Here is an 11,662-nt window from a genome sequence, read left to right as displayed (position 1 = left end):
GCCCGGTCAGCTGCCCGCCCGGTGCGAGGCTGGCGTGGCGGTGGGCGCCGGGGCCTGCGCCTCGCGGGTCACATCGCCGACGAGCTCGACCACGTCGGGGCCGTACGCCTGGGAGTTGACGACCTTCAGCAGCAGACAGAACGACTTGTTGCCGTGCTTGCGGATCAGCTTCTCGTGGTTCCGCGCCACATAACGGGTCGCCGCCTGGTTGGTGATGGCCCGCTGGCCGCAGAACAGGAAGACCGGGCGTGCCTCCTGGCCACCCGTCAGTCGGGCGAGCAGAACGTATTCGGAGGTGCCGGGCTCCAGCCGGTAGCGTTCCGAGCCGACCTGGAACGCCACCCGGTCCGGGCCCGGATCCTGCTCGACGTTGATCCGCACGCCGGGCAGCAGGGTCCGCAGGTGGGCCGCCATCCGCTGATTGGACATCGGGCCGCCGACGCAGAATTCCGTACGCTCCCCGAACCCCTGCTGGGCCGTGTCGTGCGTGACGATCTGCGCGTGCGCCGCGCAGTCCTTGATCAGCGCGGAGAGTTCGAGCAGCGCGAAGGCGTCGTAGCGGTGCACGGACCCGTCGGCGCCCGCGTACCGGTTCACCACCAGCAGGCATGCGGAGTTCGCCGGCAGTCCGAAGAAGACCTGCTTGCGGCGGAGCTTGCGCCGCCAGAGATAGGTCCGGGCCAGCCAGCCCAGCGAGGCGCTGATGCCGGCGGCTATCACGCCCAGCACGATGTTGCGTACGTCGTCGGTCATGGCCGCGCATGGTATCGGTCATTCGGGTAGCCGTTCGAGGCGGTCCTGACGATCCGGGTCCACCGCGGCTACCCTGCGGCGGAGATCCGTTGACTGGAGGTACGTATGCGCCGTTCCGTCGGTCGGAACACGTCGCTGTTGGCCGTCCTCGCCGTGGTCGCCTCGGTCGGAGCCGCCGCCCCGGCGGCCTCCGCGGGGTCCACCGCGCCGAGGCCCGCGCCGCCCAAGTCCCCGGTGGCGGTGGGCCATGGGGGAGCGGTGGCGAGCGTCGACCCGGACGCGTCGGCCGCCGGGATCGAGGTGCTGCGCAGGGGCGGCAACGCGGTGGACGCGGCCGTGGCCACCGCGGCCGCGCTCGGCGTGACGGAACCGTACTCGGCGGGCATCGGCGGCGGAGGCTACTTCGTCCACTACGACGCGAAGACCCGCCAGGTGCGGACCATCGACGGCCGCGAGACCGCCCCGCGCAGCGCGGACTCCTCCCTCTTCCTGGAGAACGGCAAGCCGATCCCCTTCGAGGAGGGTGTGACCAGCGGTCTCGGTGTGGGCACACCCGGCACCCCGGCCACCTGGGAGCGGGCGTTGGACGCGTGGGGCTCCAAGTCCCTCCGTGCGCTGCTGAAACCGGCCGAACGCCTGGCCCGGGACGGCTTCGTCGTGGACGACACCTTCCGCTCGCAGACCGCCGCCAACCAGGCCCGGTTCGCCGACTTCCCCGCCTCGTCGAAGCTGTTTCTGCCGGGCGGCGAACTCCCCGTCGTCGGATCGTTGTTCAAGAACCCGGACCTGGCCCGTACGTACGAGAAGCTCGGCCGCAAGGGCGTCGGCGAGCTGTACCGGGGCGAGTTGGCCGACGACATCGTGCGTACCGTACGCAAGCCGCCCGTCGACCCGGACGCCGCCCGGGTCGTCCGCCCCGGCGACCTGACCCGCAAGGACCTGGCCTCCTACCGGACCCTGCGCCAGGACCCGACCAAGGTGAACTACCGGGGCCTGGACGTCTACGGTATGGCCCCCTCCTCGTCCGGCGGCACCAGCGTCGGCGAGGCCCTCAACATCCTGGAGTCCACCGACCTCTCCCGGGCCGACCGGACCCAGTATCTGCACCGGCTCATCGAGGCGAGCCGGATCGCGTTCGCCGACCGGGGCCGCTGGGTCGGCGACCCGGCGTTCGAGGACGTGCCCACGAAGGAACTGCTGAGCCAGCGGTTCGCGGACGCGCGCGAGTGCCTGATCCGCGACGACAAGGCGCTGACCAGCCCGCTGCCGCCGGGCGACCCGCGCAGCCCCGAGCGGTGCGGCAGTGGCGGCACCGCCGCGCCCACCACGTTCGAGGGCGAGAACACCACGCACCTCACCGCGGCCGACAAGTGGGGCAACGTCGTCGCCTACACCCTGACGATCGAGTCCACCGGCGGCAGCGCCATCACCGTGCCAGGGCGCGGCTTCCTGCTCAACAACGAACTGACCGACTTCTCCTTCGCCCCCGCCGACCCGGCGGTCCACGACCCGAATCTGCCGGGCCCGGGCAAGCGCCCGCGCTCGTCGATCTCGCCGACCATCGTGCTGAAGCACGGCAAGCCGGTGCTCGCGCTCGGCTCACCGGGCGGGGCCACGATCATCACCACCGTCCTCCAGTCGCTCACCGGACACCTGGACCGGGGGCTCCCGCTGGTCGACGCCATCGCCGCGCCGCGCGCCAGCCAGCGCAACGCGCCGACGACGGAGATCGAGCCCGGCCTGTGGAACAGCCCGGTCCGCGCGGAGCTGGAGAAGCTCGGCCACGCCTTCAAGCAGAACCCGGAGATCGGAGCCGCCACCGGAGTGCAGCGGCTGCCCGACGGCCGCTGGCTGGCGGCGGCGGAAAAGGTGCGCCGGGGCGGCGGCTCGGCCATGGTGGTGCATCCGGGCGGCGGTCACTGAGCCGGCCGGACGAAGCAGGGGCGGCGGGGCCGGTATCACGCGACACAGCGCGCGGTACCGGCCCCGCGGCCTTGGCGCACCGCCAAGGGAACCCGTACGGGCGTCCCCAGGTCCGAGGGAAGGGTTCTTCCGCACGATGCGCACCCGCATGCTCGCCCTGACATCCGCCGCCTGTGGCGCCGCGCTCCTCGGAGCGGCGGCCCTGCCCGCCTCCGCCACCGGCCCCGGACCCGCCCCCGGCCAGGAGCCGGAAGCGGCCACCGCGGCGACCGCCGCCGAACTGCTGGCCGAGGTCCGCGCCTGCGCCCGGATCTCGAAGGGCAAGTACCGCACGGACAGCGGCAGCGCGAAGGCCACGGTCCTCGTCTGCGGCACCGAGGACGCCGTCTTCTGGAAGGCGGACATGGACATCGACTGCGACGGCCGGAAGACGAAGGCCTGCAACAGGAAGACCGATCCGTACTTCCTGCCGGAGACCGCGTTCCAGAGCTCCCGCGGCGAACCGCTGGACTCGGCCGCGCTCCCCTATGTGGTGGTACCGGGCCCGAGCAAGGTGTGGGACTACCGGAAGTCGGGGCTCACCGGCGGCAGCGTGGTGGCCGTCGTGTACCGCGACCGGGTGCGTTACGGCGTGATCGGCGACACCGGCCCCACGAACATCATCGGCGAGGCGTCGTACGCCATGGCGAAGGCGCTGGGCATCGACCCCGACCCCTCGACCGGAGGCGCGGCGTCCGGCGTCACGTACATCGCGTTCAAGAACTCCCGCGTCTCCCCGATCGAGAGCCGAGCACGGGCGCAGAGCCGGGGAGCGGCACTGGCCAGGGAGTTCGTCGGACGGCCTTAGGGCCTGTCGTCGAACTGCCGTCGTTGCCCGGCAGGCGGCAGTTCGACGACAGGTCCTATGGTCCGAGCGGACCGGCCGTACGGCGCGAGTCGTGCCGTACGGCGTGTTCAGAGCGCGGTCAGGATGCGCGGGCCGTCGTTCGTGATCGCCACCGTGTGCTCGGCGTGCGAGGCCCGGCTGCCGTCGGTCGTCCGCAGCGTCCAGCCGTCCGTGTCGTGGCGGAACTCGTCGCCGCCGCCGGCGATGAGCATGGGCTCGATCGCCAGGACCATGCCGTGCCGCAGCGGCATACCGCGCCCGGGGCGTCCCTCGTTCGGCACGGACGGGTCCTCGTGCATGGTCCGGCCGATGCCGTGCCCGCCGTAGCCCTCCATGATCCCGTAGCCCGCCTCGCGGCAGACCGTGCCGATCGCGTGCGCGATGTCCCCGATCCGGTTGCCCGCGACGGCCGCGGCGATCCCGGAATCCAGGGCCCGGTTCGCGGTGGCGATGAGGCGGGTGTCGGCGGGGCGGGCCTCGCCCACGGTGAAGCTGATCGCCGAGTCACCGGCCCAGCCGTCGAGGAGCGCGCCCGCGTCCACGCTGACCAGGTCACCGTCGCGCAGGGGCTCGGCCGAGGGGATGCCGTGCACGATCGCGTCGTTGACCGAGACGCAGACGACGGCCGGGAAGGGGGTGGGCGCGAAGTGCGGCTTGTAGTTCAGGAAGGGCGAGGAGGCTCCGGCCTTGCTCAGCACCTCGCGGGCCGCCTCGTCCAGTTGGCGGGGGGTCACGCCGACCGCCGCCACCTCCCGCGCCCGGGTCAGGATCTGCGCGACGACCCGTCCGGCCTCGCGCATCGCTTCGAGCTGTGTGTCCGTCTTGATGTGCACCATGCCCATTACTATACCGGTCGAAGCGGTATAGTAATGACGGTATAGAAATGGCATTCCGTAGTACGATGGGCCCATGGTCCGCACCCCTCTGACACCCGAAGAGCGCCTGCGCGGCGAACGGCTCGGCGCATTGCTCCGTGCGGCGCGCGGGGAGCGCAGCATGGCCGCCGTCGCGGCGAGCGCCGGAATCTCCGCGGAGACCCTCCGGAAGATCGAGACCGGCCGCGCCCCCACGCCCGCCTTCTTCACCGTGGCCGCCCTCGCCGGTGCGCTGGGCCTCTCCATGGACGAGATCCTCGGCCGCTGCGCGCCGGAACCGGCCGCGGTGCCGCTGATCGCGTAAGCGGATCTGTTCGTCGCCCGGGAGGCCCTCACCCGTGCGGACGGCCCCGACCCGCAGGACGCCCACCGGGGCGCGTAGGGTCGCGCCGTGACTCTCCAGGACTTCGCGCGCAGCGAATACGTCAGCCTGACCACGTACCGGAAGAACGGCACAGCCGTCGCCACGCCCGTCTGGGCCGCCGCCGAGGGCGATGTGCTGTACATCTGGACCCGCTCCGACTCGTGGAAGGTCAAGCGGCTGCGCAACAACGGCAAGGTCGTCGTCACCGTCTGCGACGTGCGCGGCAGGATCGCCGACGGAGCCCCCAGCGCTGAGGGCACGGCGACGCTCCTCGACGAGGACGGCACCCGCGCGGCGCGCAAGCTGCTGGCTCGCAAGTACACCTGGAAGTTCTGGCTCGTCGACTGGCCGGCGACGATCGCCCGGCTCGGCAAGCGCCCGCACACCGGGATCGCTGTCACCTTCTGAGCCCGGTCGCGGTCACCGCCACCGGAACGAGTGGAGTGCGCGCGGGGCGCGCGGCCGGGCGCCGTGCTCCCGCCGCAGCGTGCCCGAAAGCTGCGCGTAGCCGTCCCGTAACACGTCTGCGGTCGAATGCCTCCGGACTGGAAGGCTCCAGTCGACAGTCGGCGAGGGCGACGATGACGGTGCATCAACAGGCTGACGAAGTAGGGGCGTTCGCGGAGTACCTGCGGGACCTGGTGGCCCGGCTGGACCCCGGACGCGGTTGGTACGGGGTCTTCAGCCGGCGCGATCCGGCCGGTATGCGGTCCTGCCTCGACGGAGCCGAGATCCCGCCCTGGGACGTGGTGGAGTCGCTGCTCGCGGACCTCGCCGCACTCCACGGCGCCCGGTTCGCCGAGCAGGTCTCGGTGCGGGCCGCGGCGCTCTACTCCGCGTCCGCCGCCACCCACGACCGGCGGCCCGGCGGACGCCAGGAGCTGGTCCACCGGCTGGAGTTGATGGTCCGCGAGCAGCACCGGGCGGCGGAACGGCTGCGCGGCGCCGGACCCGGCGACCCGGACCCCACCGGCCCGGAGGCGCTGGCCTGGGCCCGCGACGACCATGAACGGGCCACCGCGCGGTGCGCGGAACTGCGCAAGCGGCTGGCGGCGGTGACGGTGCCCGAGGGCTGGTTCCGGGCGGAGCACCCCGAGGAGCCGCCCGCCGGGACGGCCGCGACGGGCCTGGTTCCGCAGCCGCGCGCCGAGGTCCGGGACCTGGCGGCCGGACCCCCGGGCGCCTCCGCCCAGGGCGCGCCCGCTCCCGGCCTGTCGACCGAACCCGCTGCTCAAGCCGCCCAGGCCGCCCCGGCGCCCCGGCGGAAGAAGCCGCGGGGCGCCCGGTTCGCCGGACTGGAGGTCGACGAGGAGGAGACCGGCTACGCCCCGTTGCCGCTGCCCGGTCCGCCCGCCCCCGCGCGCTCGGGCGCGCCCGCCCCGCGCGGCGCCCGCTTCGGCGGCGCGGGGGAGGAGAGCCGGGAGGGGCGCGGGGGCCGGGGCGGGGCCGGGCGGGACCGTGCGCCGGACGCCCTGCCGGATCCGGCCGTCGGGCATGCCGTCGCCGGGGCCGTGGCCCAGCTGGTCCGGCTGCGCGCCGAGGGCCGCAGCGGTGAGGCGCACGTGGTGCTCTGCGAGGTCGCGGCCTGGCCCGCGCCCCGGCTGCCGGTGCTCGCGGTCGCCCTGTACCGCGCCGGGCTGGCCGCCGACTGGACGACCCTGCTCTGGGAGGTGTCCTCGCTGCCGCCCGCCGGGTTCGCCGCGGCCGCCGGCGCGCTGGCCGCCGCCGGGCGCGAGGCGGACTGCGGGCTGCTGCTGCGCCAGGGCGTGGCCCGGCCCGCCGCCGAAGTCGCCGCGTCCGTGCTCGCCCTGGACGACGCCGGCCGGGAACGGGAGGCGCGGGACCTGCTCGGCGCCTTCGTCCGCGTACGCACACCGCAGGAGTCCGCCGCGCTGGCCGGAACCGGCAGCCGGCTGCTGCCGCTCCTGCTGGCGGCGGCCCGGGAGGTCTCCGTCGAGCAGGAGTGGGACCTGGTGCACGCGCTGCGGGTGGCGGGCGTGCCGGGGGTCTGAGCTCCCGCGTGCGGCGCCGCCGGATCGGTACGGTGTCCGATGTGGACCGCTCGGGTGCGAAACATGATCGACTCAGCCGGTTCACGGCGATGGTCTTGCCCCGCCGGACGGAGGGGCTTACGTTCTCCATCCATGCACCGATCTACGTGCGTAGAGAACGCGTGCAGGCTCTCTGACGCCGCGTCGAAGGAGCAGCTCATGTCCCACGTCGTACGCGCCGCACTCGTCCAGGCGACCTGGACCGGCGACACCGAATCCATGATTGCCAAGCACGAGGAACACGCGCGCGAGGCCGCCCGGCAGGGGGCGAAGATCATCGGCTTCCAGGAGGTGTTCAACGCCCCCTACTTCTGCCAGGTCCAGGAGCCCGAGCACTACCGCTGGGCCGAGCCGGTCCCCGACGGGCCGACCGTGAAGCGGATGCAGGACCTGGCCCGCGAGACCGGCATGGTGATCGTCGTCCCGGTCTTCGAGATCGAGCAGTCCGGCTTCTACTACAACACCGCGGCCGTGATCGACGCCGACGGCTCCTACCTCGGCAAGTACCGCAAGCACCACATCCCGCAGGTCAAGGGGTTCTGGGAAAAGTACTACTTCAAGCCCGGCAACGCCGGCTGGCCGGTCTTCGACACCGCCGTCGGCAAGGTCGGCGTGTACATCTGCTACGACCGGCACTTCCCCGAGGGGTGGCGCCAACTCGGCCTGGGAGGAGCTCAGTTGGTGTACAACCCGTCGGCCACCTCCCGTGGGCTCTCCAGTCACCTCTGGCAGCTGGAACAGCCGGCCTCCGCCGTCGCCAACGAGTACTTCGTCGCCGCGATCAACCGGGTCGGCCGCGAGGAGTACGGCGACAACGACTTCTACGGCACCAGCTACTTCGTCGACCCGCGCGGCCAGTTCGTCGGGGAGGTCGCCAGCGACAAGGAGGAGGAACTCGTCGTCCGGGACCTGGACTTCGACCTGATCGAAGAGGTCCGGCAGCAGTGGGCGTTCTACCGGGACCGACGGCCCGACGCGTACGACGGGCTGGTGGAGCCGTGACCGGACTGTACGAGCGCCATCTCGCCGTCAGCCCCGAGTGGCTGGCCCTCTACTACCGCCACCCCATCGAACTCACCCACGGCGAGGGCCGGCACGTCTGGGACGCGGACGGCAACCGCTACCTGGACTTCTTCGGCGGCATCCTCACCACGATGACCGCCCACGCGCTGCCCGAGGTCACCAAGGCCGTCGCCGAACAGGCCGGGCGGATCATCCACTCCTCCACCCTCTACCTCAACCGCCCCATGGTGGAGATGGCCGAGCGGATCGCCATCCTCTCCGGCATCCCGGACGCCCGGGTATTCTTCACCACCTCCGGCACCGAGGCCAACGACACCGCGCTGCTGCTCGCCACCGCGTACCGCAGGTCCAACCAGATCCTCGCGATGCGCAACAGCTACCACGGCCGGTCCTTCTCGACGGTCTCGATCACCGGCAACCAGGCCTGGTCGCCCACGAGTCTGTCGCCGCTCCAGACCCTGTACGTCCATGGCGGCGTCCGCACCCGGGGCCCGTACGCCGAGCTGAGCGACGAGGCGTTCATCCGGGCATGCGTCGCCGACCTGGAGGACCTCCTCGGACACACGCGCAACCCCGCGGCCCTGATCGCCGAACCCATCCAGGGCGTCGGCGGCTTCACCTCCCCGCCCGACGGGCTGTTCGCCGCGTTCCGGGAGGTCCTGGACCGGCACGGGGTGCTGTGGATCTCGGACGAGGTACAGACCGGCTGGGGCCGTACCGGCGAGCACTTCTGGGGCTGGCAGGCGCACGCCGGGAACGGGCCGCCGGACATCCTCACCTTCGCCAAGGGCATCGGCAACGGCATGTCGGTCGGCGGGGTGGTGGCCCGCGCCGAGGTGATGAACTGCCTCGACGCCAACTCCATCTCCACGTTCGGCGGTTCGCCGATCACCATGGCCGCTTCGCTCGCCAACCTCTCCTACGTCCTGGAGCACGACCTCCAGGGCAACGCGCGGCGCGTCGGCGGGCTCCTCATCGAACGGCTGCGCTCCGTCGCCGCCGGTTCGCCCGCCGTACGCGAGGTGCGCGGCCGGGGTCTGATGATCGGCATCGAGTTGGTGAAACCCGGCACCGACGAGGCCGACCCGGACGCCGCCGCGGCCGTCCTCGAAGCGGCCCGCGCCGGCGGGCTGCTCATCGGCAAGGGCGGCGGCCACGACACCAGCGTGCTCCGCATCGCCCCGCCGCTCACCCTGACCGTCGCCGAGGCCGAGGAGGGCGCGGCGATCCTCGCGGACGCCCTGCACGCGGCGGGCTGACCCGCGCCCGGCGGACCCCGTACGTATTCGAACCGCACGGGGCCGACCGGCCCTACGTCCAAGGGCCGGTGAGCCGACCCGAGTTGAGGAGGTACCCATGAGCCGTACCGTCATCCACGGTGGTCTGGTCATCACCGCGTCCGACGAGATCCACGCCGATGTGCTCGTCGAGGGCGGCCGGATCGTCGCCCTCGCCGCCCACGGAACCGATGCCGCCGAGAGCTGGAGCGCCGACCGGAGGATCGACGCGACGGGCAGGTACGTCATCCCGGGCGGCGTCGACGGGCACACCCACATGGAGATGCCGTTCGGCGGGACGTACGCCGCCGACACCTTCGAGACCGGCACCCGGGCCGCCGCCTGGGGCGGCACCACCACCATCGTCGACTTCGCCATCCAGAGCGTGGGCCGCTCCCTGCGCGAAGGGCTCGACGCCTGGTACGCCAAGGCCGACGGCAACTGCGCGATCGACTACGCCTTCCACATGATCCTCGCGGACGTGAACCCCTCCTCGCTCAAGGAGATGGACCACCTCGTCTCCGAGGGCGTCACCTCCTTCAAGCTGTTCATGGCCTACCCCGGCGTCTTCTACAGCGACGACGGTCAGATCCTGCGCGCCATGCAGCAGGCCGCCGGCAACGGCGGGCTGATCATGATGCACGCCGAGAACGGCATCGCCATCGACGTCCTGGTCGAACAGGCGCTCGCCGCCGGTCACACCGACCCCCGCTACCACGGGGACGTCCGCAAGGTCGCCCTGGAGGCCGAGGCCACCCACCGCGCCGTCCAGCTCGCCCGGGTCGCCGGATCCCCTCTCTACGTCGTCCACGTCTCCGCCGACGAGGCCGTGGCGGAGATCGCCGCCGCCCGCCACAAGGGCCTCCCGGTCTTCGGCGAGACCTGCCCGCAGTACCTCTTCCTCTCCACCGACAACCTCGCCGAGCCCGACTTCGAAGGCGCGAAGTACGTCTGTTCCACCCCGCTGCGGCCCAAGGAGCACCAGGAAGCCCTGTGGCGGGGCCTGCGGAACAACGAACTCCAGGTCGTCTCCACCGACCACTGCCCCTTCTGCTTCTCGGGCCAGAAGGAGATGGGCCGCGGCGACTTTTCCAAGATCCCCAACGGCATGCCGGGCGTCGAACACCGCATGGACCTGCTGCACCAGGCCGTCGTGGACGGCCACATCACCCGCCGCCGCTGGATCGAGATCGCCTGCGCCTCCCCGGCCCGGATGTTCGGCCTCTACCCGAAGAAGGGCACCATCGCCCCGGGGGCCGACGCCGACATCGTCATCTACGACCCGGCCGCCGAACAGACCCTCTCCGCCGAGACGCACCACATGAACGTCGACTACTCGGCGTACGAGGGCAAACGCATCACCGGCCAGGTCGAGTCCGTGCTCTCGCGCGGCGAACTCGTCATCGACGGACGGAAGTTCACCGGCCGCGCCGGACACGGCATGTACACCCCCCGCGCCACCTGCCAGTACCTGGACTAGGAGATCCCGCCATGGACTTCGGACTCGTCCTCCAGACCGACCCGCCCGCATCCGCCGTCGTCGGCCTGATGCGGCGCGCCGAACGCAACGGTTTCCGCTACGGCTGGACCTTCGACTCGGCGGTGCTCTGGCAGGAACCGTTCGTCATCTACAGCCGCGTCCTGGAGCACACGGAGAAGCTGATTGTGGGCCCGATGGTCACCAACCCGGGCACCCGCACCTGGGAGGTCACCGCCTCCACCTTCGCCACCCTCAACGACATGTACGGCAACCGCACCGTCTGCGGCATCGGACGCGGCGACTCCGCTATGCGCGTCGCCGGCCGCAAGCCCAACACCCTGGCCCGGCTCGGCGAGGCGATCGACGTCATCCGGGACCTCGCCGAGGGCCGGGAGGCGACGGTCGACGGGCAGCCGCTGCAGCTCCCCTGGGTGAAGGACGGGCGGCTGCCGGTGTGGATGGCGGCGTACGGGCCCAAGGCCCTGGCGCTGGCCGGGCAGAAGGCCGACGGCTTCATCCTTCAGCTCGCCGACCCCTTCCTCACCGAATGGATGATCAAGGCGGTACGGGACGCGGCGTCCGACGCCGGACGGGACCCGGACTCCGTCACCATCTGCGTCGCGGCCCCCGCCTACGTCGGCGACGACCTCGATCACGCCCGGGAGCAGTGCCGCTGGTTCGGCGGGATGGTCGGCAACCACGTCGCGGACCTGGTCGCCCGCTACGGCGAGCACTCCGGCCTGGTCCCCGAGGCGCTGACCGCGTACATCGCCGGCCGCTCCGGTTACGACTACAGCCACCACGGCCGCACCGGCAACCCGGACACCGCCTTCGTCCCGGACGAGATCGTCGACCGGTTCTGCCTGCTGGGCCCCGCCGAGGCGCACATCGAGAAGCTCCGGGCGCTGCGGGACATGGGCGTCGACCAGTTCGCCGTCTACAACATGCACGATGCCCGCGAGGCGACCATCGACGCGTACGGATCCACGATCATCCCCGCGCTGACCGCCTGACCTGCCACACCCCTGGT

At 72.0% G+C, this 11,662-nt stretch carries 11 protein-coding genes; 9 read left to right on the top strand and 2 right to left on the bottom strand.

Annotation, left to right across the window (positions count from 1 at the left end; genetic code table 11):
* Window positions 1-6: 6 nt before the first annotated feature.
* Complete coding sequence (locus tag AC0VY3_RS22750) at window positions 7-753, bottom strand: hypothetical protein (RefSeq protein ID WP_475550460.1); 747 nt, start codon at window positions 751-753, stop codon at window positions 7-9.
* Window positions 754-858: 105 nt separating this feature from the next.
* Between AC0VY3_RS22750 and ggt the strand changes: the two genes are divergently transcribed.
* Both ggt and AC0VY3_RS22740 read left to right on the top strand, forming a co-directional pair.
* On the top strand, window positions 859-2,676 hold the full coding sequence (ggt, locus tag AC0VY3_RS22745) for a gamma-glutamyltransferase (protein WP_475550459.1): 1,818 nt from the start codon (window positions 859-861) through the stop codon (window positions 2,674-2,676).
* A 136-nt stretch (window positions 2,677-2,812) separates the two neighbouring features.
* Window positions 2,813-3,523, top strand: a complete 711-nt coding sequence (locus AC0VY3_RS22740; protein WP_475550458.1) for a glycoside hydrolase family 75 protein — start codon at window positions 2,813-2,815, stop codon at window positions 3,521-3,523.
* 107 nt (window positions 3,524-3,630) lie between these two features.
* Here the strand turns inward: AC0VY3_RS22740 and map are convergent, their stop codons facing one another.
* Window positions 3,631-4,398, bottom strand: coding sequence for a type I methionyl aminopeptidase (gene map / locus AC0VY3_RS22735; RefSeq protein ID WP_475550457.1), 768 nt, complete (start codon window positions 4,396-4,398; stop codon window positions 3,631-3,633).
* Window positions 4,399-4,471: 73 nt separating this feature from the next.
* Between map and AC0VY3_RS22730 the strand changes: the two genes are divergently transcribed.
* The 7 genes from AC0VY3_RS22730 (at window position 4,472) to AC0VY3_RS22700 (ending at window position 11,645) form a co-directional block, all read left to right on the top strand.
* Window positions 4,472-4,741: a helix-turn-helix domain-containing protein gene (locus AC0VY3_RS22730; RefSeq protein WP_018961443.1), complete on the top strand. Its 270-nt coding sequence runs from the start codon at window positions 4,472-4,474 to the stop codon at window positions 4,739-4,741.
* An 87-nt stretch (window positions 4,742-4,828) separates the two neighbouring features.
* A complete protein-coding gene (locus AC0VY3_RS22725; protein ID WP_242743138.1) occupies window positions 4,829-5,209 on the top strand; it encodes a PPOX class F420-dependent oxidoreductase in 381 nt (126 codons plus the stop codon).
* A gap of 173 nt (window positions 5,210-5,382) precedes the next feature.
* Window positions 5,383-6,813, top strand: a complete 1,431-nt coding sequence (locus AC0VY3_RS22720) for a hypothetical protein (protein ID WP_475550456.1) — start codon at window positions 5,383-5,385, stop codon at window positions 6,811-6,813.
* A gap of 198 nt (window positions 6,814-7,011) precedes the next feature.
* Entirely contained in the window at window positions 7,012-7,854 is an 843-nt protein-coding gene (locus AC0VY3_RS22715; RefSeq protein ID WP_103510257.1) for a nitrilase-related carbon-nitrogen hydrolase, read from the top strand.
* A complete protein-coding gene (locus tag AC0VY3_RS22710) occupies window positions 7,851-9,134 on the top strand; it encodes an aspartate aminotransferase family protein (RefSeq protein ID WP_103510256.1) in 1,284 nt (427 codons plus the stop codon). The genes AC0VY3_RS22715 and AC0VY3_RS22710 overlap by 4 nt, the downstream gene beginning before the upstream one ends.
* Window positions 9,135-9,231: 97 nt before the next feature.
* The gene (gene hydA / locus AC0VY3_RS22705) at window positions 9,232-10,632 is read left to right on the top strand and encodes a dihydropyrimidinase (protein ID WP_475550455.1); all 1,401 of its coding nucleotides are present in this window, start codon (window positions 9,232-9,234) and stop codon (window positions 10,630-10,632) included.
* 11 nt (window positions 10,633-10,643) lie between these two features.
* Window positions 10,644-11,645 carry a TIGR03842 family LLM class F420-dependent oxidoreductase gene (locus AC0VY3_RS22700; protein ID WP_475550454.1) on the top strand — a complete coding sequence of 334 codons (1,002 nt, stop codon included), beginning with the start codon at window positions 10,644-10,646 and terminating at the stop codon, window positions 11,643-11,645.
* Window positions 11,646-11,662 lie beyond the last annotated feature (17 nt).

Source organism: Streptomyces sp. iso_384 (assembly GCF_056172905.1).
The sequence above is the reverse complement of the archived record's forward strand: the minus strand, read 5'-3'. Positions and strand labels throughout refer to the sequence as shown.